The following is a 26103-nucleotide window of genomic DNA, read 5'->3' as shown; positions in this document are numbered from 1 at the left end:
GGCGGGTCAGTTCCTGCTCAGGGCCAGCCAGACGCCGGTGATCGTCACCATGACCCCGACGGCCACGCCGAGCGCGCCGTAGGAAAGACCGCCGACGATCACCCCGGCGGCCACGGTTCCGGTCGCGCCGCAGAGGTTCGTCAGCAGGTCCGACAGGCCCTGCACGGAGGTGCGGTGTGCCAGCGGCACCGCCTCGCTGAGCATCGCCGAGCCGGCGATCAGCCCGCAGGACCAGCCGAGGCCGAGCAGGATCAGCCCGGCGGCGACCCGCGTGACATCGTGCGTCCCGGCCCCGCCCGCGAGGACGGCGGAGGTCAGCAGCAGGCCCATCCCCAGCACCAGCACCGGTGTCCGTCCGGCCCGGTCGGCCAGCCAGCCGACCACGGGGGACAGCACGTACATTCCCGCGATGTGCAGGCTGATCACGATACCGATGACCGTGTACGTCGAGCCGCCGTGGTCCAGGTGGACCGGGGTCATCGACATGATCGACACCATGGCGGTGTGGCTGACCGCGATCGCGGCCAGCGCGCGCCCCGCCAGGGGGGTCGCACGCAGTACCCGCCAGGCGGCGCGGAACGTGCCCTCGCCCTTCTCCGGGGCCGTGGCCGTGGCCGAGGGGGGAGTGGATCCCGGGTCCGGCCGCTCTCCGGGAGCGGGTGACGCGGCCTCCGGGACCGTGCCGTCCAGGGCGGTGCCGTCCGGAGCGGTGCCGTCCGAAGCGGTGCCGTCCGAAGCGGTATCCGGGGGCAGGGATGGGGGCGGGGACGCGGAGCGGGCCAGAAGCAGGGGGTCCGGGCGCAGGGCCAGGAGGATGACGCCGAGAGTGATCGCGAAGCTCAGCAGGGCGAGGACGAACGGGCCGCTACCCGGTGCCAGGCCGAACCCGGCACTGAACCGCTCGGCGGGCCCCGCCAGGTTCGGGCCGGTGACCGCCCCGATGGTGGTGGCCCACACCACCAGCGACAGGTGCCGGGCCGAGTGCCCCGGCGCCGACAGGTCGGTCGCGGCGTAGCGGGAGGCCAGGTTGCCCGCGCTGGCCGCGCCGAACAGCACCAGCCCGGCCAGCAGCAGCGGCCACGAACCCATGGTGAGGGCGAGCAGCGAGACCAGGCAGCCGATCAGGGCGCACCCGTAGGCCAGGGTGAGCCCGGCCCGCCGGCCACCCCGGCCGGACGATCTGGCGGTGGGCAGCGCCAGCAGCGCGGCGCCCAGCACCGTCGCGGTCCCGGCCAGCCCGCTGAGCGTCGTGGAGCCGGAGAGATCCCTCACGGTCACCGAACTGAAGGCGAGTCCCACGGCGACGCCGATCCCGCCGCTGATCTGGGCGGCGGAGAGGACGGCGAGCGTCCGCCGCTGCACCGTGGAGATCCGCTCACCGCCGTCACTGCGGGCATCGGAGATGTCGGGGGGCGTGGTGTCGGCGGTCATGAGTGAAGTCTGTCATCACTCGTGACCGGACCGGGAAGTCGTCTCGCGGGCGGGCTCAGTCGGCGGAGCTGAAGGTGGCGAAGAAGGTGCCCAGGATCTCCGAGTTCTTCTCCCAGTCGAGATCCTGCACCCTGAACGTGATCTGGTAGGCGGTCTGGCCGTTGACGGCGACATAGCGCGTCAGCCCGTGCATCGGGACGCCGTTGGGCTGGACGTAGGTGTACTCCCAGTCCGCGGCCTTCCACGAGCGATAGTCCACCGCCGTCACGCCCACCTCGGTGTACTCGTCCAGGCCCTTCTTGCTCGCCTTGCCGAGTGCCGTCACCGGGTCCTCGACCGGTACCTCGACGACGACGATGTTCTGCCCGCCGCCCTTCGGCCCGGAGAAGGTGACGGTTCCCTTGGGGCCGGCCTTCACGGTCCAGTCGCCGGGCACCGCGCCGGAGACCCCGGCGGCGCTCGCCGACGTGAAGCCGTCGGGAATCTCCTCGTCGGCCCCGGAGGACGTCCCCGGGGCGGCGGGTGCGGAGATCGCCGCCGAGGGGCCCGTGAGGTTCGCGGTGCCGGAGTCGTCGCCGAGCAGGAGGGCGATGAGCACGGCGGCCACGATGGCCAGCACGCCGCCCCCGCCGAGCACCAGCAGACGGCTGTCGGGGCCGCTGCCGCGCGACCGGCCGCCCTCGCGCTCCGGAGCGCGGCGCGTGCCCGCGCGTGTCCCGGCCCTGCCGGGTGAGGTCAGGGCCTGGGAGTTCCGTACGGCGTCGGAGGGGGCCTGCTCCTGCGGGGCCGGGGTGGGCCCCGGGATCGGCCAGGGTGCGGCCCCGCTCCGCCCATCGCGCGGTGGTGCGGACGGCGGGACGCCGGGAAGGTCGCCGGAGAAGCTGGTCAGCGCGTCGAACGGGTTGCCGTCAGGTCCGGTCGCCGGGGTGCGCAGCGCGTCGTACCCGCGCTGGTGCCCGCCGGTCTGCGCGGACCTGGGAGCTGAGGAGTGCCCGGGGAGGGAGAGCAGGTCCGCGCGGTGGCCCCCGCTCGGGCCGGCGAGTGCGTCGTAGGGGAGCGCGTGGCCGCCCGAGGAGTCGGCGGCGGGGTCGTAGGGCACCCGGATCGGGCCGGAGGGCGTCTCGATGATCCGGGAGGGCATCGGCCCCGGCGGCACGTCCAGCGGGGGCATCAGGTGCATCGGAATGGAGTCGCCGGGGACCGGCATCGACGAGGGCGACGGGCTGGGCGTGCGGTTCGGGGCGCTGGAGCCGTGGCTGCGCAGCACCCGGTCCAGCAGATCCGACACCTGGGCGGCGCTCATCCGGTCGGCGGGGTTCTTGCGGAGCAGGCCCTCGATGACGGTGATCAGGGCGCCGGCCCGCTGGGGGCGGTTGGGCTCCTGGGTGAGGATCGCGCCGAGCACGGCCACCGCGTCAGGACCCTCGTAGGGGGGCCGGCCCTCGACCGCCGCGTAGAGCGTGGCACCGAAGGACCACAGGTCGGAGGATTGCGTGACCTGCTGGCCCGACAGCCGCTCCGGCGGGATGTAGGCGGGGGAGCCCATCAGCAGGCCGGTCTGGGTGATCGTGACGTCGCCCTCTATCGCGGCGATGCCGAAGTCGGTGAGCACCACCCGGTCGGAGGTCAGCAGCACGTTGCCGGGTTTGACGTCGCGGTGCATGATCCCGGCGGCGTGGGCGTGGCGGAGCGCGTCGAGCACCCGGATGCCGATCTCGGCGGCCTGGACCACGGGCAGCGGTCCGCTCTGCCGTACGGCCTGCTCAAGCGACCAGGCGCGGACCAGCTCCATCACGATCCAGGGGCGGCCGTCCTCCTCGACGACATCGTGGACCGTGACGATGCCGGGGTGGCTGAGCCGGGCCGCCGAGCGGGCCTCGCGGAGCATCCGCCGGTGCGCCCCCTGCTTGCCCGCGTGGTCGAGTCCGTAGGGGAGGATCAGCTCCTTGACCGCGACGTCCCGGTCGAGCAGGACGTCGTGGGCGTGCCACACCATGCCCATCCCACCACGGCCCACCGGCGACACCAGACGGTAGCGCCTGCCCACCAGCCTGCCCTGGCCCTCCGGTGTGGCTCCGGCGGAATCGCCACCCTCAGGCCCCTGGGGGTTTCTCCCGAGCAAGCGATCGGTCATCGTACCCCGTTCCCCACAACCAGCCCTTTTTGTAAGGCTGGACACGATATCGGGATGTCATTCGACAATGGAAGTTGGCATACGGAGAAAGCGCGTGACGGCATTTGTCGGTGATCGGTGTTCTATCGGATCACTGAACGTGTGTCCGCGCCCTGACGTCGCCGAATGTTACCGGCGGGCGGGTGAATTGTCAGCTTCGCCCGTTCCCAATAGCCAAGGGATCACGCTAAACCGATCCGTTTCCATGATCGGCCGCCTCGGCCAGCGCGGCCAGCGCCGTGCTGAAAGCCGAGGCGGGCGGGCTGACCAGACCCGCGCCGACCTGTCCGGTCCCCGCGACCCGGCCGGCGATACCGGTGTTCACGGTGGGCAGCAGGCCCGTCCTGGCGACCAGCGTGACATCGACGCCGACCGGCGTGCCCCGGAAGTCCAGCCCCGGGATCTGGTACGCGGGATGCTCGGCCAGGGTGATCTCGTACATGGAGCGGGTGGCCGCCATCGCGTCCGAGACGTCGCCACCGACGAACCGCACGATCGCCGGGGCCGCGGCCATCGCGAAGCCCCCCAGGCCGGCCGTCTCGGTGATCGTGGAGTCGCCGATGTCGGGATTGGCGTCGTCCGGACCGTACGCGCCGAGGTAGAGACCGTCCGGCACGCCCGCGGGGCCGGTGAACCAGCGATCGCCCAGCCCCGAGACCTGGACCCCGAAGTCCGTGCCGTTGCGTGCCATCGCGACGATCATCGTGGAGCCGGGGACGTTCCGCGCGGCGTCCGCGCTGACCTTGCACGCGGCCATGCCCGCGTTGAGGAAGAAGTGGTCGTTGCCGTTGATGAAGCGGAGCACCTCGGCGGCATGGCCGGGAGCGGCCTCCACCACTTCGGGAGCCAGCTCGCGGACCAGCAACGAGGTGGCGGCGCGGTTGCGGTTGTGCAGTTCGTCGCCCATCTGCAGGGCCTGCGCGGTCAGCGCCCGCAGGTCCAGCGGACCGCTCCGCTCCAGGGTGGCCTGGAGCACGGGGCCGAGCACCTCGGCCATCCAGCGCAGCCGCCTCAGCACCTCCGGGCCGTACGCGCCGTAGCGCAGCACCTTGCCCAGCCCTTCGTTGAGCGAGCAGTAGGCGGTGCCGCCGTGTTCGGCGTCACGGACCTCGAACATCCACATCGACGGGGTGACCACGCCCGCCATCGGTCCGACGGTCCGGTGGTGGTGGCAGGAGTCCAGCCGCGCCTGCCCGCGAGCCAGCCGCTCCTCGGCGTCGGCGGCGTCGGCGGCCAGCCCCTCCAGCAGCATCGCCCCGATGAGCGCGCCCCGCATCGGACCCGACGCCCGTTCCCACTCGATCGGCGGCCCCGCGTGCAGGAACGTGCCCTTCGGCAGGTCGAGTACCTCGTGCGCGGGCCGCACCCCGACGAGCTGCGGCCGGGCGGAGACCAGGCGGCCCACCGCCGTCTCGTTGGCGCGGCCCCTGCGCGGGTCGGCCAGCACCCGGGCCAGATCGGCCTCGGTACCGGGCATCGGCGGGCGCCAGTCCACCCGCGTCCGGGGGACGGCCTGGGCGTCCAGCGCCTCGTCGAGCACGCCGGCCCCCACCGTGATCACTTCCGGCTCGCCGGAAAGCATGGTCAGCGTCATGGGTGAACTCCTGAGCGAGGAACGGTGACGTCCGGGGAGAGGGCAGCCGCTCCCCGGCGTCCGACGGCGGTCAACGAGCGATCCCCGCGGCGACCTCGGCGGCGTGTCCCGCGGCTTGGGCGTTGGAGGTGAACACCGCGGCGCCCGCCGAGTTCAGGGCCTCGGCCTGCGCGTTCAGTCCCTGCGGGTCGCCCTCGGAGCCGACCAACGCGACGATCACCGTGACCCCTCTCGCGGCGGCCCCGGCGATCGCGGGCGCGAGCGTCGCGGCGGGATCGGGGTCGGCGCCGTGGCCGAGGACCACGTCGATCAGGACGACCTCGCCCGGCGGCACCTCGGCCAGGGCCTCCAGGCGGAGCGTCGGGTCGATCATCGGGTGGGCCCGGCCGACCGTGTAGGCGTCGTCGCCGAAGTCGGTGAACTCCCCGCTTCCGGTGATCAGCCGCGCCTCCACGCAGAGCGTCCCACCCGAGTAGATGCCGCGCAGGCCTCCCGCGTGCTCCCGCGCCGTGCCGGGGGCGGGCCAGGACGGCCAGGCGGGGACCGGGGCGCCGAGGGCGCGCAGGGCGGTCTCGGTCGCCGTGGTCAGGTCGTCCTGGCCGGGGCCGAGCAGGGCGGTCACGATCGGAGTGCCGAGCTTCGCGACGGTCTCGGCGACGGCCCGCGCGACCTCGGGGGCGGGAGGCTTGGAGATCAGGACGATCAGCTCGGTCGCGGGGTCGGCGTCGAGGGCCTCCAGGGCGCGCAGGGTGGACAGCCCACCCACGTCCGCGGACAGGTCACGGCCGCCCACGCCCAGCACGTGGGAGACCCCCACTCCCGCGTGGTCCAGCAGGCAGGCCACCTGCTGGGCACCGGTCCCCGAGGCGGCCACCAGACCGACCGGGCCCGGCCGCAGGACGTTCGCGAATCCGAGACCGGCTCCGCCGATCACCGCGGTGCCGCAGTCCGGGCCCATGACCAGCACGCCGAGCTCGGCGGCGCGTCGCTTGAGCAGTACCTCCTGCTCGACCGGCACGTTGTCGCTGAAGATCATCACAGACAGGCCGGCCTCGACCGCGTCCAGCGCCTCGGCGAACGCGTACGGCCCGGGGACCGAGACCAGGGCCAGCGTGGCGGCGCGTGCGCGGGCCGCGGCACGGACCGTGTGCGGGGGGTGCTCGACGGCGGCGCCGCCGGCCGGCGGGGTGGAGAGTCCCGTCAGTAACCCGTCCAGCTCCGCGAGGGCGGCCTCCAGGGTGTCCGCCTCGCCGCCGCGCAGCGCGATCAGCAGGTCGGCGGGACCGGCCTTGGGGAGGTCGAAACCCAGCTCGGCGGCGATCCCGAGGTTGAGTTCCGTGGCCATCGCCACCACCGCGACCTCCACGCCGGGAAACGCGGCCGCCGTCCGGCTGACCCGCATCAGGCTCACGGAGTCGTGGTAGGCCCCGGTGCGCACCCGGACCACATCAGTGCTCAATTGCCCCTGCCTTCCAGATCGATCACCGCCGCGAGCCCGATGCGCAGCCCCCATGCCAGGTCGGCCCCTGAGGTGTGGCCCAGCTGGAGCAGGCGGCGGAGCGCCGGCTCCAGGGACTGCCGCCCCGCCAGGCCCCGCAGCACGGCCAGGACCTCACCGCTGCCCTCGCCCCTGGCGGCACAGTGCAGCAGCGCCGCCGAGATGGGGGTGGTCCTGCCCCGTACGTCGAAGGTGACGGCGGCGGCCAGCCAGTCGGCCAGCCAGACGGCGCGGCCGGCCCCCGTCGCGCCGCCCAGGTGGCGCAGCGCGACCAGCAGTCCCGCGAGCACGTCGTCACCGCTCGGCGTGAGCCCGGGGCCCAGACCGACCAGCTGCTCGGCGGCCACGACGCTTTTCAGCAGCGAGCCCTCGGCGCACCCCTGGGCCAGCAGGCCGGCGGCACCGTTGCCCTCCAGCCCCGACCGCCTCGGAGACCGCTCGCACAGCTCGGCCATCGCGGGCAGCGAGCGGACCAGCTCCGCCACCTTCACGACGCCGAGCGGCGGGGCCGGATTCCACCAGCGGTGGGCCCGCAGGCTGAGCCGCCCGATATCGATCGAGCCGTCGCCGACGCACGCCTCGTCACCCACCGCGACCTGAGGCATCGGGTCGCTGACCACCATGGCGTTGGGCAGGCGGGTGGCCTGCCCGGTCACCACCGCGATGACCTGCGGTTCCAGCTCGGTGCGTACCTCAAGGTAGACGCCGGAGGGGAAGGCCGCCAGCACCCGCGCCGGGCGGCGAGGCGCCTCCAGCACCCGGCGCAGGGTCGTGCTGGCCGCGCCGGTCCCGTGTGTCCGCACGTGCACGTGCCGCGCCTTCGGGCGCGTTCCAACGCTCATGAGCGCTCCTCGGCAGGCCCCGTGGGTGTGAAGGTGCTCTCTCCAGCGGTTCGCTCGCTCACGGACTCCCCCATCCATTGAGCCGTACGGTAGAACGGGCGTGGACGCAGGCCGTACGGATAAAGCTGCCAACAGTCAGCCCAAAGGTTGGCTCTTCCTGACAGACGGGTCTATCGGTCACAATTACCTCATGGAACCTCCCGTACGGCCGGCGAGTACCGGAACGATCATTCACGGAGTCGCCGTCGGCGAGGTCCTCGGCGTCTCGACGCTGGCGGGAGCCCGGCTGATCGCGGGAGAGCGGGGCCTGGACCGGGTGGTGCAGCGGCTCAACGTGATGGAGGTACCCGACGTCCTGGCCTGGGTCAAGCCGCACGAGCTGCTGCTCACCACCGGCTACCCGTTGCGCAACACCCCCCAGTCGCTCGGCAGGCTGGTGGCCGACCTCGACGAGCGCGGTCTGGCCGCGCTGGCCATCAAGCTCGGCCGCTACCTCGACGAGTTGCCGGAGGAGATGGTGGAGCAGGCCGACCGGCTGGGCTTCCCATTGATCCAGCTTCCCGACGACGTCGGTTTCGACGACATCCTCAACCAGGTGCTGACCGACATCCTCAACCGCCAGGCCGTCGTGCTGGCCAGGGCGGAGGAGGCGCACCGGGCGCTGGTCCAGGTCGTGCTCGCCGGGGGCGGGCTACGCGAGGTGACGGCCGAGGTGGCGGGGCTGCTTGACGTGGGCGTGGCGGTGCTGGACGGGACGGGCCACGTGCTGGCCTCGGCCGGGCCGGTCGAGCACGTGTCCGCGCTGCGCGGCGCCCCCGACTCCCGCCACACCTCGGTGCCGGTGGTGGCGGGCGGCCACCACCACGGCAGGATCGTCGCCTGCGGTCCCGTCGGCTCGATCGGTGACAGCGATGTCGGCATTCTGGAACGTGCCGCCACGGTCGCCGCGCTGGTGGTGACCCGGCAGGAGGCGGTCAACGCCGTCGAGAGCAAGTACCGCGCAGACTTCCTGCGCGACGTGCTCACCGGCAGGGCGGGAGGCTCCGAGCGGGTCTCCTCCCGGGCCAGGGCCTTCGGCTGGGACCTGCAGCGCCCGGTCACCGTGCTGGTGGCCGAGCTCGACCCGGAGGGCGACGAGCGCGCCGCCCAGGACCGGCTGGTCACCTGCTGGACCGGCGCGATGCGCCGCCACGACGCGCGCGGCGCGGTGGCGGGCTTCTCCCACGAGGTCGTCACCATCGTGGACGCGGCGGTCGACGCGGACCGCCTGGCCAAGGACGCCGCCGTGGCCTTCGCCGAGTGCCTGCCCGCCACCTTCTCCACCGGCGCCAGCCGCACCGCCGTCGGTGCCGAGGCGCTGCCCGAGGCGTACGGCCAGGCGCTGAAGGCCGCGCGGGTGGGCCGCCAGCTGCACGGCAACGGCGCGGTCGCGCACTTCGACCAGCTCGGCGTCTACCGGTTGCTCTCCCTGGTCAACGACACCGCCGAGCTGCACGCCTTCGTCCGCGAGACGCTCGGCCCGCTCGCCTCCGACGACGACGCGGAGAACGCCGACCTGCGCCGCACCCTGCAGGTGCTGCTGGAGACCAACCTCAACGTGGCGGAGACGGCGCGCAGGCTGCACTTCCACTACAACACACTGCGCTACCGGATCGGCAAGCTGGAACGCATGCTCGGCGGCTTCACCGAGGACGCCCACCTGCGGCTGAACCTCACCCTGGCCCTGCACGTCCTGCGGATGAGGGGCATCTGAGGCCGGTGCTCCACGTCCCGGACGTGCGCGGGAGCCGGCGTCCGAAGGAGCACCCGCGTCCTGGAGCGCGCGGGACCTAAGCTGTTCGGCGTGAACGAGACCTTCGAGCTGGAAACCGACTACATCCCGCTCTGTGACCTGCTCAAGTACTGTGGCGTCACCGAGACGGGGGGCCAGGCCAAGCACTTCATCGCCGACGGCAACGTGCTGGTGGACGGGGAGGTCGAGCTCCGCAAGACCTGCAAGATCCGCAGCGGCCAGGTGGTGACCGGCGACGGCTTCGAGATTCGGGTGGTCGCCGCCGGAGCCTGATCCCGTCCCCGGCCCGCCCGGCTCCCCGGCGGGCCGTCCGCGCTGCCGACTATGTCACATACCTATATCTTTCGCCGTCCCGGGTGTCCTTCACCGGGCGTTCTCGCTGGTGGTGCGCGAGGCATTCACTGGTCAGCCGCTTAGATTTGGCAGATCATGACGATGTCCGCGCCTGGACTCAGTCCTAATGTGCCCGCAACGGTAGTAAGGGACTCGCCGGAGGGATGCCCGCGGGGTGGCCACCGACCGACGGCCCGGTGAAAGGTGGGGCTTGATGGTTGCAGGTTGGACGAAACACGGCGACGGCCGAACACTCGCCCCGGGAGAGGTGGTCAGACCCGACGAGCGGCTGTCATGGCCGCGGATGGTCGGATTCGGGGCGCAGCACGTCGTCGCGATGTTCGGCGCGACGTTCGTCTTCCCGTTGGTGATGGGGCTCGACCCCAACGTCGCCATCATGTTCTCGGGCGTCGGAACGATCATGTTCCTGCTCATCGTGAAGGGGAAGGTCCCCAGCTACCTCGGGACCAGCGCGTCGTTCGTGGGGGGCGTGCTCGCCATCCGGGCGCTCATGGGCGGTGACACGCCCGCCACCGACGCGATCGTCACCGGCGCCATCCTCGTCGCCGGACTGGTACTCGCGCTCGTGGGCGTGGCCGTCCACTTCCTCGGCGTGCAGGTCATCAACCGGGTCTTCCCGCCGGTCGTCACCGGCGCCGTCGTCATGCTGATCGGCTTCGGCCTGGCGTACGTCGTCGCCGACATCTACTGGCCGCAGGACCAGTGGATGGCCCTGATCACGATGACCGTCACCTTCGTCCTCATCGTGCTCTTCAAGGGCTTCATCGGCAGGATCGCCATCCTGCTCGGCCTGATCATCGGCTTCGTCCTCTCCTGGGGGGCCGACAAGATCTTCGGCAACATCACCGCCTTCAACGCGGGCACCGGCGCGATCGACACGCACCCGAGGGTGAGCTTCGACGCGGTGGCGGCGGCCGACTGGATCGGCTTGCCGAGCATGCACTTCCCCGACTTCAAGTTCTCCGCCGTACTGCTGGTGCTGCCCGCCGTGATCGCGCTGGTCGCCGAGAACGTCGGCCACGTCAAGGCCGTCGGCGAGATGACCAAGACCGACGTCGACCCGTACATGGGCCGGGCGGTCATCGCCGACGGCGCCGCCACGGTCGTGGCCAGCACCTTCGGCGGCTCCCCGACCACCACCTACGCCGAGAACATCGGCGTGATGGCCGCCACCCGCGTCTACTCGACGGCGGCCTACTACATCGCCGCCGTCATCGCGATCCTGTTCGGCCTCTGCCCGAAGTTCGGCGCGCTGGTCGCGGCCACGCCGGGCGGCGTGCTCGGCGGCATCACCGTCATCCTGTACGGCATGATCGGCCTGCTCGGCGCGAAGATCTGGATCGAGAACCGGGTCGACTTCGCGGACCCGGTCAACCTCGTCCCGATCGGGGCGGGAATCATCCTCGCCATCGGCCCGGTCAAGCATATGATCAGCTCGGACTTCACGCTGGAGGGCATCGCCCTCGGCACCATCGTGGTGGTGGTGGGTTACCACCTGCTCCGGGCCATCTCCGGACGGGGCGGCGCCGGTCCGGCAGAGGTGTCCGAGCTGCGACGAGAGGCCGCCGGGTGAAACCACCCCCCTTCGAATACCACGCCCCCCGCTCCCTCGGCGAGGCGCTCGACGCCCTCGCCGGGGCCGGGGAGCACGGCAAGGTGCTCGCCGGGGGGCAGAGCCTGATCCCGCTGCTGAACATGCGGCTGGTCGCCCCCGCGCACCTGGTCGACATCAACCGGCTGGCCGAACTGGCGGCCGTGGATGTCGAGCCTGGCGGAGTGCGGGTCGGCGCCCTGGCCAGGCACGCCCAGGTGGAACGCTCCGAGGAGGTCGCCGCGGCCCAGCCGCTGCTGCGCCGGGCGCTCCGGCTGGTGGCCCACCCGGTGATCCGCAACCGGGGCACCGTGGTCGGCAGCCTGGCCCACGCCGACCCCGCCGCCGAACTGCCGGCCGTGCTCGCCCTGCTGCGGGGCTCGGTACGGCTGGCCCGGCCGGGCGCCGTCAGGGAGGTGGCCGCCGAGGACTTCTTCATCGGCCCCCTGGAGTCGGCGATCGACCCGGGCGAGCTGGCCGTCTCCGCGTTCTTCCCCGTCCCGCCCCCGCGCTCGGGCACCGCCTTCCGCGAGGTCGCCCGGCGGCACGGCGACTACGCCCTGGCCGGGATCGCGGCACTGGTCGCACTGGACGACGATCTGAGGATCACCTCGGCCACGGTGGCGTGCGTGAGCCTCGGCCCCGTCCCGGTGCTCGTCGACGTCACCGAGGCCGTCGGGCACCGGCCGCCGGACTCGGCGGACTGGGCCTCGGCGGCCCGCGCCGTGCAGGACGGGATCGAGCCGGAGGCAGACATCCACGCGACCGCCGCCTACCGGCGGCACCTCGCCGGAGTCCTCACCGAGCAGGCACTCCGTGACGCCGCCAGGGAGGCCGTAGATGCATGAGATCACGCTGACCGTCAACGGGGTGGTCAGGCAGGCCTCGGTCCCGGCGCGGCGGCTGCTCTCGGACTGCCTGCGGCACGACCTCGGCCTGACCGGCACGCACGTCGGGTGCGAGCACGGGGTCTGCGGGTGTTGCACGGTGCTGCTGGACGGCGAGCCGGTCCGCTCCTGCCTGACGTTCGCGGTCACCGTGGACGGGCGCGACATCACCACGGTGGAGGGGCTCGCCGGCACCGACGGCACGCTCTCGCCGGTGCAGCGGGCCTTCGCCGAGTGCCACGGCCTGCAGTGCGGCTTCTGCACGCCCGGCTTCCTGTGCACGGTGACCGCGCTGCTGCGGGACAACCCGGCGCCGAGCGACGAGGAGGTGCTGGAGGGCATCTCCGGCAACCTGTGCCGGTGCACGGGCTACCAGAACATCGTCAAGTCCGTCCACCGTGCGGCCGAGATCATGGCGGAGGAGCCTTGAGCGGGCGCGGGGAATCCCCGGGCGTTCCGGAGGACCCTCGGGTGGGCGAGGCAGGAGACACGTCCCGGTGAGGCGATCATGACCACGAAACTGTTCGGCGAGCCGGTCAGGCGGCGCGAGGACCCCCGGCTGCTGACCGGGCGCGGCCTCTACCTCGACGACCTGGCGCCGGGGGCGCTGCAGGCGGCGTTCGTCCGCTCCCCGCACGCCCACGCCCGGATCCGCGACATCGACGTCTCGGCCGCCATCGAGGTCGAGGGGCTGGTGGCGATCTACACCTGGGAGGATCTGCCGGGCGCGCTCGCCGAGCCGCTGCCGCTGCTCATCCCGCATCCGGCGCTGACCCACGGCCGCACCGCGTACCCGCTGGCCCGCGAGATCGTCAGGCACGTCGGCGAGCCCGTCGTGATGGTCGTCGCCCGCGACCGCTACCTCGCCGAGGACGTCTGCGCGCTCATCGAGGTCGACTACGAGATCCTCAAGCCGGTGGTCGGGGTGGCGGAGGCCACGCAGTCCGCCCAGCTCGTGCACGCCGACGTGCCGGGCAACGTCGGCGCGCATCTGGTCCAGGAGGTGCCCTCGGCCGCCGGGCTCGGCGCGCGCGAGGCCATCGACGCCGCGCCGCACACGCTGGCCTTCCGGCTCGACATCGAGCGCAGCGCGTCCATGCCGCTGGAGGGGCGCGGCGTGCACGCCCGCTGGGACGCCGACGACCGCTCGCTGCGCGTCCACTCCAGCACCCAGACCTCCACCAGCGTCCGGATGGCCATCGCGGCCAAGCTCGGCCTGCCGCTGCCGAAGGTCGAGGTGGTCGCCCCGGACGTGGGCGGCGGTTTCGGGGTGAAGATCGTGCACCCCTGGCCGGAGGAGATCCTGGTCCCGTGGGCGGCGATCACGCTCGGCCGGGAGGTCAAGTGGACCGAGGACCGGCGCGAGCACTTCATCTCCTCCGCGCACGAGCGCGCCCAGGTGCAGTCGGTCCGGGTCGGCTTCGACGACGAGGGCCGGATTCTGGGCCTGGACGTCGAGATCCTGCACGACCACGGCGCCTACACGCCGTACGGGATCATCGTGCCGATCATCACCTCCACCCAGCTCCTCGGCCCGTACCGGATCGGCGCCTACCGGGTCGAGTTCTCCTCGATCTACACCAACACCGTGCAGGTCACCCCCTACCGGGGGGCGGGCCGCCCGCAGGCGGTCTTCTGCATGGAGCGGACCATGGACCACATCGCCGAGCACCTGGGGGCCGACCGCACCGCGGTGCGCGCGGCCAACTTCATCCAGCCCGACGAGTTCCCCTACGACCAGGGCCTGATCTTCCAGGACGGCCGCCCGCTGATCTACGACAGCGGCGACTACCCGGAGTCGCTGCGGCTGCTCAAGGAGCTGATCGGCTGGGACGACTTCCCCGGGCTGAAGGCCCGTGCCGCCGCCGAGGGGCGCACGCTCGGGATCGGGATCGGCTGCTACGTCGAGGGCACCGGTGTCGGCCCCTACGAGGGCGGGCACGTCCAGGTCACCTCGGACGGCCGGGTGCACGTCTCCACCGGGCTCACCTCCCAGGGCCAGGGGCACGAGACGGTGTTCGCGCAGATCGCCGCCACCGAGCTGGGCGTGCCGCTGGAACGGGTCTCGGTGGTCACCGGGGACACCCGCAGGTTCGGCTACGCGGTCGGCACGTTCGCCTCGCGGGCCGCGGTGATGAGCGGCAACGCGATCGCCCTGGCCTGCCGGAAGGTCAGGGAGAAGGCGCTGCGGATCGCCGCGGAGGCGCTGGAGGCCGACCCCCGAGACCTGGAGATCGTCGACGGGGAGGTGCGGGTGGTCGGCGCCCCCGGCACCACGATCCCGCTGGCGACGGTGGCGGTGCTGTCGAATCCGTTGCGCTACGCCTTCGACGCGGAGGCGGCCAGGGCGACCCAGTTCGCGGGCGCCTCGTCCTTCGACCGGCCGCCGGTGGCCGAGGGGGAGGAGCCGGGTCTTGAGGGGCGCGACTACTACTCGCCGATCCGCTCGACCTTCGCCTCCGGTATGCACGCGGCGATCGTGGAGACCGACCCGCTGACCGCGGAGATCCGCATCCTGCGCTACGCCGTGGTGCACGACTGCGGCAACCTGATCAACCCGATGATCGTCGAGGGGCAGATCCACGGCGGGGTCGCCCAGGGCGTCGGCGGGGCCCTGTACGAGAAGATGGTCTACGACGACCACGGCCAGCTGCTGAACGCCTCGTTCATGGACTTCCTGATGCCGTACGCCACCGAGGTGCCCTTCGTGGAGACCGCGCACCTGGAAACCCCGTCGCCGCTCAATCCTTTGGGCATCAAGGGAGCGGGGGAGGCGGGGGTCATCCCGGTCTCGGCGGTGATCGCCTCGGCGATCGAGGACGCCGAGGGGATCCGGATCGACCGGATGCCCATCTCCCCGTCGGACCTCTTCGACCTGCGCCGCGCCGCCACTGGACGGTCCACGTCCGAAATCTGACCCTTGGCCAGGCGGCGCAGGCCAAAGCGAGCCACTCCGGGGCACGGTCGTCATGCGCGCGGAATAAGTAAGACGAAGTTGATGTGGCAGACAGGGGCGTGGCCGCCGTCTTGGTCGCGCATGCCTGGATCTCCGTATTCGAAGACCGTCGGTCAATGCTCGTGGACCAGGCAGGTGTCAAGTCGAAAGGGTTGGTCCTTGATCTGCCGGAGGATCGGCTTCCAGCCATCCCACTCCGGGTTCGCATGACGGCCCAGCACGACGGCCGCGACCCTTTCCGCACCCGCCAGCTTCAGCGCGTACGACACCGCCTGAATACGGGATCCCGTGGTCCAGGTGTCGTCGAGCAGAAGCACCTGGGCGCCCCCGATCTCCCCGCCCGACACGCTGAACCGGTCCGCCCGGAACTCGCGGACGTCGGATGGGATGTTCAGGTTGGCGGAAAAATTCACCCATGGCAGCCCGATCCGACTGCCGAGCAGCATTCGTAGCGGATGCTCACCCGACCGGCCTCTCGTGCTGGGTACGACCGCCACGTGGCTCCACCGGGTGATGTGGGCCGCCCGTGCCACGCAGCCGAGATGATCCTCGACGAGGAACAGCAGAAGGTTGAGCAGGTTGGTCTGGATCTCCGGTGACGGGATCGTCGCCTTGTAGGCGGCGAGACCGTAGGCGTGCTGGGCCCGCTTGATCGCGTAGGAGATGGGAACCACGACGTCGGCGGCTCGGAACTGGGCAGCTCTCAGATGCTGGTCACAGGGATAACAGCGGGTCCAGCCGGGGTTGGCGGGGCCGCAGCAGAGACGTAACAGACCAGGGGCGTGGGTCTGAGTGGATTGCGTAGATAGTGGGCTTGCTGGGCGACACGTGCGCGCACGAGCTTCCAGGGGTCAACTGCTCCAGGCAAGGTGGTGGGCCTCCGGAAGCGATTCAGGGCCGGTGTGCAGATCCGAGATCAACTGCTCCACCACCGAGAGTAACTCTTCCAGGCCGGCGACCACATGGACGCCGGGTTTTTTCGCATATTCCCGTGCCCAGTCGTGCTCCAGGAGCTGATCGGGCATCACGACGGGACGGCCGTGTTCCAGTGCGAGCCGGGCCTGAATGCGTGCACCGCTCTTCCAGGGCGCTTCCACCACCACCGTGGCCGCCGCGTAACCGCTCATCACGGCGTTGCGCATCGGGAAGCTCTGTTTGCTCGGCGGCGTGTCAGGCCAGAACTGACTGATCACCGCGCCTTCAGCGGCGATCCGCTCCTGCAATGCGCGGTTCTCGTTCGGGTAGAACCGGTTGATCCCCGTCCCGATGACGGCCACCGTGCGCCCGTGCGCCTTGAGCGCGGCGGTGTGTGCGGCGGTGTCGATGCCTCTGGCCAGGCCGCTGACAACGGTCACGTCGTTCAGGGCCAGTTCCGTCGCGACCGCGGAGGCGATCCGCAGGCCCTGCTCGCTCGCCTGCCGGGTGCCGACCACGGCGATCGCCCGCCGGTCATGCGTCAGGGCGCCTCGGGAGAACAACAGTGGGGGCATCTGGTGGATGCTGCGGAGCTGACTCGGATAGCCGGGATCGAAGCAGGCGTGGATCTCGATGCCGGCCGCCTCCCACCCTCGCAGGGTCTCCGCCGCCCCGGCGATGGCGGACACCACCGGATCCGTCTCGGGAAACAGCGTGTCCTGCAGTCTGAGCGTGGACTCCAGCACGGCTACCGCGCTGCCCGTTTCCAGCACCTCGATCGCGACATCCTGCCACTTGGCCCCGGGGCGCTGCAGCAACGCCACCAGAGCGGCACGTTCACACAGTTCCGGAACCATGCTCCCGATGCTACCGGTGCACAGGGGCACGGCCCCAGAGCCTCACCATTTCCATCATAAAAACAAGTGTTCGAACCTCTGACGAGATCTTCGATCTTTGTGGGTGACTCTCCCGCGCATCCCCGATCTCTGCCCCGGTCGGGCCGGGCTATCAGGATGAGCGCTCCGTCCTCGCTCTTTAGGAGAACCTCCTGGGGAGGGGCCATTCACCGAGCGTGCATTTGGGAGTATCGAACCATTCCGTGTCGGGCTCAAGTGGGACACGCGAGGGCCTCGATTCCAGCCGCGTGACGTGGGCGACGAGCACCGAGGTCAGAGCGTCAGCGTCAGTACCGCCCACGCCACGCCCGCTCCGGCCGCCGCACCCGCGACGGTCTGGGTGGGCGTGTGGTGGGATACCCGCACCCGCGCCCAACCGATCACGCCGACGAGAGCGGCACCCACCGCCAGCGTCGCCGCGGCGGGCAGCACGTGCGCCAGCACGACCGCCGCCCCGGCGGCCACCCCCGTGTGAAAGGAGATCTTCCACCTCATCGTGATCGAACCCATGACCAGGACCCAGCCGAGCATCACCGCCGCCGTGGCCGTCACTATGGCCGGCGCGTCCAGCAGGGCGAGCAGCACCAGGCCGGCCGCCACCGTGATCAGACCGGTGAGCATCGGCCCTCTACGGGATTTCCGGTCGACCAGGTGCATCGAGTCCAGGCGGCCCCGCCGCACACCGACCGCGATCACCCCTACGGGCACACTGGCGCACAACGCCGCCGCGAGCAGACCCCACATCGCACCTGTCCACCCGTGAGCGAGCAGACCGGTCACCGGCGGCAGCGCGATCACGACGTACTGGGGAGCGGCCACCTCCGTCACCGCCCAGGCGAGGCCCCCACGCTCTCCCTTGCCCCCCGGGCCTTGTCCAGGCGTTCCCACGTCGTTCACACGCTGATCAGCCATGCCGCTCCTCACCCTGTTACCGCTGACCCGGCGGCGGTGTTCGCATCGGCGTTGGCATCCGCCGGGTGAATTCTCGCACTCGATCGCCTATGTGCTGATCGACCTCTTCGACCGGAGGGGGAGCGCGCGGCTGTGGACCTGGTGTCAGTCAGTGGACGCGGTGCTGTTCGGCATGGTAGCCGCCGCCGGGCCAGATCCAGTCCCCGGACAGGCTGTTGCCGTCGGGGCTGAAGTGGGCGCGGTAGTAGGCGGGTGAGCCTTTCTCGCCGCCCCAGATGGTGAGCGTGTCGCCGTTGATCTCGTAGACGTAATCGAGGGTCTCACCCTCGCTGCCGTAGAACCGGGCGGTGATGTCCTCGCCTGGTTCCTCGGCGCCGAACGGCTTGTTCCGGCCGATGATCTCGATGCCGGTGATGTGCCGGCCGTCATGCTGGAGATCGACCTCCTGCTTGAGGAAGTGACGGCCTGCCAGCCAGGAGTAGGTGACCTGGCCGGTGACCTCGCCGCTCACCTTCCAGGTGCCGACGAGCCGGTCGAGCTCGGCCAGCGCGGTGTCCTGCTTGTTCGACATGAGGGCCTCTCTCGTACGCTTCGATTGGGTTTAGCTGTATGACGGCATGGCGCCCGGAAAGGAATCGGTGCCCGGCTCAGCCGTGCAGGAATTCCACGAGCGCGGGCGCGAGCTTCTTGGGGGCCATGGCCACGGCGCCGTGGTTGAGGCCGGGCAGAATGCGGTGTTCGGCATTGGGCAGGACCTGGGCGAGCGCCCGTGCGGCGTTGTGGAATCCGGCCGGGCTCTTGCCGCCGGTCAGTACCAGGGTCGGCGCTGTCGCGGCCGACCACCGGCCAGCCTCCAGCGGCCTACCCTGCTGGGTGTCGCCCATCACCGCGGCGTCGTAGGGCAGCGTGTGCGCCAGTGCCTTGAGGCTCGACCAGACACCCGGCATCAGCCGCATCATGGTCACCATGAACGCGGGCATGCCCTGTGCCTTGGTCATGAAGTACCTGACCGCGTCGCCGCGCCGGTCGGTGGCCAGCAGCGTGTCGAGGTGCCGGGCGTAGTCCTTGGGCGGGCCGAAGCCGTCGTCGCTGATCACGAACGGCGGCTCGTAGAGCGCCAGTCTCTCGATATCGAGCCCGGCCGCCGCGGCGCGCAACGCCAGCACCGCCCCCGAAGAACTCCCGAACAGCGACGCCGACCCCCCGGCATGGTCGATCAACGCCGCGATGTCCTCGACCTCGCGTTCGGCCGCGTACCCGGCGGCGTCGCCGCTGGCGCCCCGGCCCCGCCGGTCGTAGTTGATCACAGTGCAGTGCCGGGCGAGCAGGCCGGCGAGCCTCCCCGCATCGGAACGGTCGGCCAGCGCCGAGGACACCAGGATGACCGCAGGCCCGGCACCGAGCCGTTCGAACGCGATCTCGGTTCCGTCCCGGGAGGTGACCGTCGTTTCGCTGGTGGTACGCATGATCGTTGCCCCGTCTCAGGTGTCATGTGGTGTTAACAGCTGTATGACGGCGCCTGGGAGGAGAAGGAATCGGTCTGGTTTCGACGTATCGCGACCAGGGTGACGGCCCCCGGTCCCGGGCTGCGCAGCACGCGCAGTGGCAGGCCGGCCAGACAGAGCATCGCGCCGACGCCGAAGCGCTGCCTGGTGCCATCGGTCGTCTCGAGTTCGACCTCCCCGCCTCGCACCCAGACGATCGCGTCGTGCCAGGCGGACGCGTCGTGGTCGCGGACCTCACCGCAGGCCAGGACCACCTCGCGCCGCCGGAATCGCACGTTCACGACAGGACCAGGGGCAGGCCGAACGCGGCAAAGTGGCGTGGTGCGAACGATGTGATCTCGGTGATCCGGCCGCCGTCGATCCGCAGCACGTCCAGCACCTGGCCGCGGAACCGCCCGGTCAGGTCCCTGGTCTCGGGTGTGGTGGGGTGTTCGACATAGTGCGCCACCGCGGGTTGGAGATTCGCGCCGGTGACCACGCTGCGCCAGCGCCCGTGATACCACTCCGAGCCGGAGTCGAAGACCTGTCCGGTAAGGGTCAGCAGCGCGTCCCGCCCGACCAGCCACGCCGGGTGTGGCGGCATCGTCATCCGCACGTCCTCGGCGAGCAACTCGGTGAGCATACCCAGGTCGGCGTGCTGATGCGCCTGGACGTAGCGTCGCAACAGCGCGCGCTCGCCCGTGCTCGGCTCGGCCGAAGGTGCCCAGTCCTCGCGCCGCCGGGGCAGGTGCTCTTTCAATGTCGCCCGGGCCCGCTGCAACGCGCTCTTCACCGACGCCACGCTGGTGCCCAGCAGCGCGGCCGTCTCGGTGGCGGGCCAGCCCAGCACATCCCTGGTGATCAACACGGCTCGCTGCCGGGCGGGAAGTCGCTGGATCGCCACCAGGAAGGCGAGCTCGATCGTCTCCCGCGCGACCGTCACCGACTCCGGCCCCTCGGCTCCGTCGACGGCCGGCTCCAGCAGCCGATCCGGGACCGGCTGCAACCACGACACATCGGCGGGCGGCTGTGCCGGCGTGCCCGACTCGACCAGCGGCGGAACCCGGTACGGCGCGGCCCGCCGGTTGTTCCGGTCGATCAGGTCCAGGCACGCGTTCGTCGCGATCTTGTACAGCCAGGCCCGGAACGTCGACCGCCCCTCATAGGTCTCCCGGCGGCGCCATGCCCGCAGGAACGTCTCCTGGACGATGTCCTCCGCGTCGTCGTAGGAGCCCAGCATCCGGTAGCAGTGCACCCGCAACTCCCAGCGCAAAGGCTCGACGAGCGCTCCGAACGCCCCCTCGTCACCGGCCAGCGCGGCGCCCACCACGGCAGTGTCCTCCGCCGGACCGCCCCCGCCTTGCTCCTCGACCACGACTACCGCCCCCTACGCCAACACGTGTTGATGACGATAAGACGGCCACCACCACCAGAGGGAATCGGATCGCCTGCGCCCCTCGGAAGAGACCTGGGTGTTTGACCCTGTCTTCCGGCCGCTCCACGAGATTGCCGCCTACACCACAACTGGCCGGCGACTCTCACCCTCAAGTAACCAGGCAACTGCCTCCGGGACACGCTCGGAAACGGCCTGAGGTTCAGCACCGCCCTTCCCGATCAGGTGGTGGAACGGTGTACTTGTCATACCCCTCGGAGTAGGGGGATCGGGCGGCCAGCGGGCAGATCAGTCGCGACAGATCGCTGTCAGCCGGGACCGCGACGCCACCCCACAGGCGTACGGTGCCGTCACCACCGGCGCTGGCCAGCGTCCCTCCGGCAGGGCTGAAGGTCACGCCGCTGACGAACGGCAGTCCGTTGGAGGAGGCGGTGTGCCCGGTGAGGGGGTCGCCCAGCTGCCGGTGGGTGGTGGTGTCCCACAGACGGATGGTGCCGTCGGCTCCCCCGGTCGCGAGACCGCGTCCATCGGGGCTGAAGGCCACGCCGTTGATGGAGTTGACGGCTGCTTGGTTGCGGGTGTCCTGGTGCCCGGCGAAGGGATTGCCGCGCTCCTGCCCGGTGGAGAGATCCCACAGGCGCACCACGTTCTCATCGGTGTCGGCGGTGGCGAGGGTACGCGCGTCGGCGCTCAGGGCAAGGGCGCTCACCGAGCCCTCGCGACGTGGCGGGAGAACGGTGACGCCACTGTGGCCGGCGATGTTCCACCGGCGGACGCTTCCGTCGACTCCCGCGCTGGCGAGGCCGCGCCCGTCTCGGGTGAACGCCACCTCAAGAACGCGGCCGTCGTGCCCGGTCAGCGGGGCGCCGAGTGGGCGATGGGTGGCGACGTCCCACAGGCGTACGGTGCCGTCGTCTCCGGCACTGGCCAAGCTGTGCCCGTCCGGGCTGAAGGCGACGGTCTGGACTCTTTCCCGGTGTCCGGCGAGGGTCGCGACTTCGCGGTGCGTCGCGATGTTCCACAGCCGTACGGTGCCGTCGGCTCCGGCACTGGCCAAGGTGCGCCCGTCCGGGCTGAAGGCCAGCCGGAGAGCATGCTCTTTGTGGCCGGTGAGGGGTTCGCCGAGACGTTGGTGGGCGGCTATGTCCCAGATGTGCACGATGCCATCGCTTCCTGCGCTGGCCAGGGTACGGCCGTCAGGGCTGAAGGCGACGGTCCAGGCGAACTCGGCGGCGGCGTTGAAGGGGGCACCGAGTTGGCGGTGCGCGGTGACATCCCAGAGACGGACGGTTCCCTCGAATCCGGCACTGGCGAGAGTGCGTCCGTCCGGGCTGTAGGCCAGCCCGATGACGGTGTTCTTGTGCCCGGTGAGCGGGGCACCGAACTGGCGGTGGGTGGCGACGTCCCACAGGCGTACGGTGCCATCGTTTCCCGCCGTGGCCAAAGTGCGTCCGTCGGGGCTGAAGAGCACCCCGTTGACGGGATTGAATGCGGAACCGATGGCGTCCATGTGGCCGGTGAGCGGGGCGCCGAGCGGACGACGGGTGGCGACGTCCCACAGCCGTACGTCCTTGTCAGCGGCCGTGGTGGCCAATGTCTTCCCGTCCGGGCTGAAGGCGACGCCGCCGATGGCGCCCGTGTGGCCGGTCAGCGGGGTTTCGAGCGGACGACGGGTGGCGACGTCCCACAGCCGCAGGGTCTTGTCGTCTCCGGCAGTGGCGAGGGTGCGCCCGTCCGGGCTGTAGGCGACCGTGTAGACGGGGCCCTGGTGTCCGGTGAGGGGGACACCGAGCTGCCGATGGGCGGATATATCCCATAAACGTATGGTTTTATCGTTTCCTGCGCTCGCGAGCGTGTGCCCATCCGGGCTGAAGGCCACCGCCCAGACGAATTCGCTGTGGCCGGTAAGGGGAGCACCGATGGGGCGATGAGTGGCGACGTTCCACAACCGTACGGTGCCGTCCAGCCCGGCGCTGGCCAATGTCTTCCCGTCCGGGCTGAAAGCGACGGAGGGAACGACATCCTGATGGCCGGTGAGCGGGGTGCCGATGGGGCGGTGGGTGGCGACGTCCCAGAGCCGTATGGTGCCATCGGTTTCCGAGACGGCCAGAGTCTTTCCGTCCGGGCTGTAGGCCACGGCCCACGCGGAGCCCTCGCCTACCGCGATGACGCCTCGGCCGGCACCGGCGAGGATGTCGAGCACGCTGTAGCGCGCCTCGGGCGTACGGGCGATGCGCCAGGCGTTGGCGGCCAGCGCGGCGGACCGTACCGGATCGGCGGCCGCGATGTACTCGCTCTGTAGCGCCCGCTCGCGTGACGTGGCCTCCTGGCTCCGCGCCTCGGCGAGACGCTGCTGGGTCCTGGCGTCGTTCGCGGCGAGGACGGCCGCCCCGGCGCCTCCCAGCGAGGCGATCAGCAGGGCGATGAGGATCACCAGGGTGACCCGGCGGCGCCGTCTGGCCCGTTTCGCGGCCGCGTCACTGCTGGTCAGGAAGTCGGCGACGACCTCGTTCAGAAAGGGGTGGCGGGTCGGGCCGGAGCGCCAGCGCTCGCGGGTCCGGTCGATGGCCTCCAGGCGGGCGCCGGTGTAGAGATAGCCGGGCTCGCGTCGCTGGCGGTCCCAGCGCGCGGCGTCCTCGGAGAGTTGCTGGCCCACGAGCAGGTCGGCGCGGTCGGCGTCGATCCAGGATCGCAGTTGCGGCCAGGCGCGGATGAGGGCTTCGTGGACGATGTGGGCCCGATCCTGATCCACGGTGATCAGCCGGGCTCGGGTGAAGGCGTCGAGGATGACCCGGGCTTGATCATGTTCCGGACTGCCGGCCGCAGGGAGCAGTTCCAGCAGGGGGACCGTTCGGCGGGTGTCGTCGGTGGCCTCGCCAAGCCGGACGAGGCGCAGGAACATGCGGCGCGCGGCGTCCCAGGCCGAGGAGTCGGGAGGCTCCGGCCCGCTTGGCAGCCGCTTCGCGCTGTGGGAAGGCGCGGTGCCGGGCGACTGCGGTGACCGGGGCACGGTGGTGAGAAGGTCTGGTGAGCGGAGGGAGTTCAGGGTCTCGTCGGCGGTGCGGGCCAACGCCTGGGTGATTCCACCGGTCGCGCGGTAGGCCGCCAGGGTGAGGACACCGTCCTCGCGGCGTTGCCAGGTGGCCAGCAGCGCATGGGACAGCAGCGGCAGAGGGGTGCTGTCGGTGCTGTCGCCGAGGTCGTCCAGCAGTTGTTCCACCAGGCCCTCATCGAGGGTGAGGCCGGCCAGCCGGGCCGGTTCCTCGATCACATCGCGCAACTGGTCGCGGGTCAGCGGCGGAACGACGGCCGCGTGCTCCAGCGCGTCCACGAGTCCGGGGTAGGCGGTGCAATGGCCGAAGAAGTCGGCGCGCACGCCGATCACCACGGGCACCCTGCGGGAGATCGCGACGAGTGCCCTGATGAACGGTGCGCGGCGAGACTCGTCCTCGCAGAGGGTGAAAACCTCTTCGAACTGGTCAATGAGGAGAACGGTGTCCTCAGGAAGGGCGTCCCCCAGGCGATCAGGGCCGGACGGGGTTATGAGCCGTTGGTGTCCTCCACCCGTGTCCCTCAGACGATCGGGGTCAGGTGGCGTCGCGAGCCGCTGCTCTCGTTCAGCTGTCGTGTCGCCCGTGCGATCGGGGCCGGGCCGGCTGCCTCCGGTCAGGTCGGTCACGCTTTGGAGAAGACCGCTGAAGGGGTCGGCGCCAGGGGTGAGCAGCAGGCAACGTTCGGGGCCCAGCGCCGCGATCAGCCCGGCCTGCAGGACGGAGGACTTGCCTGAACCGGAGGGACCGGTGACGACGAGCGGTGCGCCTCGCTCGGAGATCACCCGATCGGCAAGGGTACGAGTGAGTGCTTCGCGGCCGAAGAAGAAGGCCGTGTCCTCGGCGCGGTAGGCGCGCAGACCTCGGTAAGGGCTGTGCTGCCCGTCATCGGGCAGTGCCGCCGGGAAGCGGCGACCGGCCGGGGTACGGTACGCGGCGTTGACCACGATCGGGCGGCCACCGTGGTCGGCGGCCTGGCGGCGGGGAACGGGCAGGCCGCGTTCGCGCAGGCCACGGGTGAGACAGCGGTGCACGTCGTCAAGGCCGAGCAGGTACGGTCCGGTCGGATCACCTTCGGTGAGCAGGTGGATGAGCGCGCCGGTGAAAGCGGTGTGGCGATCCCCGGGCAGCGCCCAGGCCGCCTCGTCGCGGCTGGTGGAGGTCAGCAGATAGGTGTCCGGCCAGCCGGTGGCGCGTCCGGCCCAGCAGCAGTCCAGGATCACCACGCTCAGCCGGGCCCTGCTCCCTGACAGCAGGTCGGCGACTTCCGCGTACGGCAGCGCCTGGTTCCTGACCGGGCCTCGGGTGAGGTCCACCGTGGCCTGGGTGGCGAGATACAGGTGGTTGTCGGGACCGATGAGACCGTGCCCGACATACACGAAGACCAGTACGTCGGTGGCCTGCCGGGACAGGGTGTCGATCGCCGTCGCCAGCCGGGCGGGATCGTCCGGGTTCACCAGGAGCGTCAGCTGCTCGGGAGCCAGATCGGTGCGCTCGACCAGGGTGGTGGCCAGGTCGGTCGCGGCGGAGACCGCCTGGGGCACGTCGCCGATCCTCGCCTCCGCGACGTGCCGGCCCGAGCCGACGATCAGCACGCGAACGCCGGATCCGGACAGCAGGAGCCTCGGCGCGGCCTCAGCCACCGCCCGTCTCCTCCTCGGACGGGGAGGGATCCGCCTCTTCCTCGGATTCGGATGGGGAAGGGTTCGTCTCCTCCTCGGACGGGGAGGAGTCCGCTGCGGACCCTGCCGATCCGGATGCCGGCAATAGCGGGGGGTGGGTGTTGAGGGCGGCTTCGAGCTGGGCCCTCAGCTCCTGTACCTGCGCGGCGTTCATGGTCTTCACCCGGTTGGCGGTGACCTCCATCTCGGTGTCGGTGGCGCTCCTCCGGATCCTGATCTTGACGTCGCTGGTCCGATAGCGCAGCCAGGCGATGAGAACGCCGGCGAGCGTGGCCACCACCTCAGGCGCGTCGGCCACGATCTGGACGGCCTCCGCGACGGGCCCGAGCGCGCCTTCTGCCGGTGGGCTTTCGACGAGGCCGACCCAGCGGCGCAGCTCGGGATCCTCCCGCAGCCAGGCGTACACGTCCCGCACCTGGCTCGGCACGTCCACCAACACGAGCGCGACATCCTGCACGCCGTCTTCCACGCCGCACCTCTCCCGTTCGTGGTCCAGAGCGGGTGGGGTGACCACCGGTAATGGCGATCGTCTTTCCCTCTCGGCACGAGACCCGGTTTCTCGCCGGTGCGAGACCCACTCCGGATATCGCTTCCAACCTCCGCTTCGCTACCTGTCACAGCTGACGAAACCCGGGAAGTGCGGAGCGGCGCCG

20 protein-coding genes are annotated in these 26103 nt (G+C 71.0%); 6 read left to right on the top strand and 14 right to left on the bottom strand.

From position 1 onward, the window contains the following. Positions 1-6: 6 nt before the first annotated feature. From ACQP0P_RS32310 to ACQP0P_RS32290, 5 genes are all read right to left on the bottom strand, one after another. Positions 7-1431 (bottom strand): MFS transporter, encoded by a 1425-nt coding sequence (locus tag ACQP0P_RS32310; RefSeq protein ID WP_433361986.1) that lies wholly within the window; start codon positions 1429-1431, stop codon positions 7-9. Positions 1432-1486: 55 nt separating this feature from the next. Further along, positions 1487-3565 carry a protein kinase domain-containing protein gene (locus ACQP0P_RS32305; RefSeq protein WP_433361983.1) on the bottom strand — a complete coding sequence of 693 codons (2079 nt, stop codon included), beginning with the start codon at positions 3563-3565 and terminating at the stop codon, positions 1487-1489. Between the two features lie 226 nt (positions 3566-3791). Continuing rightward, a complete protein-coding gene (locus ACQP0P_RS32300; protein WP_433361980.1) occupies positions 3792-5198 on the bottom strand; it encodes a DUF1116 domain-containing protein in 1407 nt (468 codons plus the stop codon). A gap of 70 nt (positions 5199-5268) precedes the next feature. After that, complete coding sequence (locus tag ACQP0P_RS32295) at positions 5269-6657, bottom strand: FdrA family protein (RefSeq protein ID WP_433361977.1); 1389 nt, start codon at positions 6655-6657, stop codon at positions 5269-5271. After that, positions 6654-7538: a DUF2877 domain-containing protein gene (locus tag ACQP0P_RS32290; protein WP_433361974.1), complete on the bottom strand. Its 885-nt coding sequence runs from the start codon at positions 7536-7538 to the stop codon at positions 6654-6656. Before ACQP0P_RS32290 ends, ACQP0P_RS32295 begins: the two co-directional genes overlap by 4 nt. A 190-nt stretch (positions 7539-7728) precedes the next feature. Between ACQP0P_RS32290 and ACQP0P_RS32285 the strand changes: the two genes are divergently transcribed. The 6 genes from ACQP0P_RS32285 to cutA all read left to right on the top strand — a co-directional run bounded on the left by ACQP0P_RS32285 (position 7729) and on the right by cutA (position 15079). Beyond that, on the top strand, positions 7729-9291 hold the full coding sequence (locus ACQP0P_RS32285; RefSeq protein ID WP_433361971.1) for a PucR family transcriptional regulator: 1563 nt from the start codon (positions 7729-7731) through the stop codon (positions 9289-9291). Between the two features lie 90 nt (positions 9292-9381). Continuing rightward, entirely contained in the window at positions 9382-9603 is a 222-nt protein-coding gene (locus ACQP0P_RS32280; protein WP_433361968.1) for an RNA-binding S4 domain-containing protein, read from the top strand. Between the two features lie 274 nt (positions 9604-9877). After that, the gene (locus ACQP0P_RS32275) at positions 9878-11257 is read left to right on the top strand and encodes a uracil-xanthine permease family protein (protein WP_433361965.1); all 1380 of its coding nucleotides are present in this window, start codon (positions 9878-9880) and stop codon (positions 11255-11257) included. Continuing rightward, a complete protein-coding gene (locus tag ACQP0P_RS32270) occupies positions 11254-12123 on the top strand; it encodes an FAD binding domain-containing protein (RefSeq protein ID WP_433361962.1) in 870 nt (289 codons plus the stop codon). Before ACQP0P_RS32275 ends, ACQP0P_RS32270 begins: the two co-directional genes overlap by 4 nt. Continuing rightward, the gene (locus ACQP0P_RS32265; protein ID WP_433361959.1) at positions 12116-12592 is read left to right on the top strand and encodes a (2Fe-2S)-binding protein; all 477 of its coding nucleotides are present in this window, start codon (positions 12116-12118) and stop codon (positions 12590-12592) included. Before ACQP0P_RS32270 ends, ACQP0P_RS32265 begins: the two co-directional genes overlap by 8 nt. A 78-nt stretch (positions 12593-12670) precedes the next feature. Next, the gene (gene cutA, locus ACQP0P_RS32260) at positions 12671-15079 is read left to right on the top strand and encodes an aerobic carbon-monoxide dehydrogenase large subunit (RefSeq protein ID WP_433361956.1); all 2409 of its coding nucleotides are present in this window, start codon (positions 12671-12673) and stop codon (positions 15077-15079) included. Between the two features lie 152 nt (positions 15080-15231). On the opposite strand, the gene ACQP0P_RS32255 is transcribed toward cutA, so the two are convergent. From ACQP0P_RS32255 to ACQP0P_RS32215, 9 genes are all read right to left on the bottom strand, one after another. Next, the gene (locus ACQP0P_RS32255) at positions 15232-15792 is read right to left on the bottom strand and encodes a hypothetical protein (RefSeq protein ID WP_433361953.1); all 561 of its coding nucleotides are present in this window, start codon (positions 15790-15792) and stop codon (positions 15232-15234) included. A gap of 177 nt (positions 15793-15969) precedes the next feature. Continuing rightward, entirely contained in the window at positions 15970-16890 is a 921-nt protein-coding gene (locus ACQP0P_RS32250) for a DNA-processing protein DprA (RefSeq protein ID WP_433361950.1), read from the bottom strand. Positions 16891-17202: 312 nt separating this feature from the next. After that, entirely contained in the window at positions 17203-17841 is a 639-nt protein-coding gene (locus ACQP0P_RS32245) for a hypothetical protein (RefSeq protein ID WP_433361947.1), read from the bottom strand. A gap of 148 nt (positions 17842-17989) precedes the next feature. Then, positions 17990-18412 carry a hypothetical protein gene (locus ACQP0P_RS32240; RefSeq protein ID WP_433361944.1) on the bottom strand — a complete coding sequence of 141 codons (423 nt, stop codon included), beginning with the start codon at positions 18410-18412 and terminating at the stop codon, positions 17990-17992. Between the two features lie 76 nt (positions 18413-18488). Then, the gene (locus ACQP0P_RS32235) at positions 18489-19307 is read right to left on the bottom strand and encodes an alpha/beta fold hydrolase (protein WP_433361941.1); all 819 of its coding nucleotides are present in this window, start codon (positions 19305-19307) and stop codon (positions 18489-18491) included. A gap of 32 nt (positions 19308-19339) precedes the next feature. Beyond that, positions 19340-19627 (bottom strand): hypothetical protein, encoded by a 288-nt coding sequence (locus ACQP0P_RS32230; RefSeq protein WP_433361938.1) that lies wholly within the window; start codon positions 19625-19627, stop codon positions 19340-19342. Next, positions 19624-20700: a sigma-70 family RNA polymerase sigma factor gene (locus ACQP0P_RS32225; RefSeq protein ID WP_433361935.1), complete on the bottom strand. Its 1077-nt coding sequence runs from the start codon at positions 20698-20700 to the stop codon at positions 19624-19626. The genes ACQP0P_RS32230 and ACQP0P_RS32225 overlap by 4 nt, the downstream gene beginning before the upstream one ends. Before the next feature lie 220 nt (positions 20701-20920). Further along, positions 20921-25411, bottom strand: coding sequence for a caspase, EACC1-associated type (locus tag ACQP0P_RS32220; protein ID WP_433361932.1), 4491 nt, complete (start codon positions 25409-25411; stop codon positions 20921-20923). Then, positions 25404-25919, bottom strand: coding sequence for an effector-associated constant component EACC1 (locus ACQP0P_RS32215; RefSeq protein ID WP_433361929.1), 516 nt, complete (start codon positions 25917-25919; stop codon positions 25404-25406). The genes ACQP0P_RS32220 and ACQP0P_RS32215 overlap by 8 nt, the downstream gene beginning before the upstream one ends. Between the last annotated feature and the right edge of the window lie 184 nt (positions 25920-26103).

Origin of the sequence: Streptosporangium sp. CA-115845, from assembly GCF_050943795.1 — a bacterium.
In the GTDB taxonomy this organism is placed as follows: Bacteria; Actinomycetota; Actinomycetes; order Streptosporangiales; family Streptosporangiaceae; genus Streptosporangium.
The sequence above is the reverse complement of the archived record's forward strand: the minus strand, read 5'-3'. Positions and strand labels throughout refer to the sequence as shown.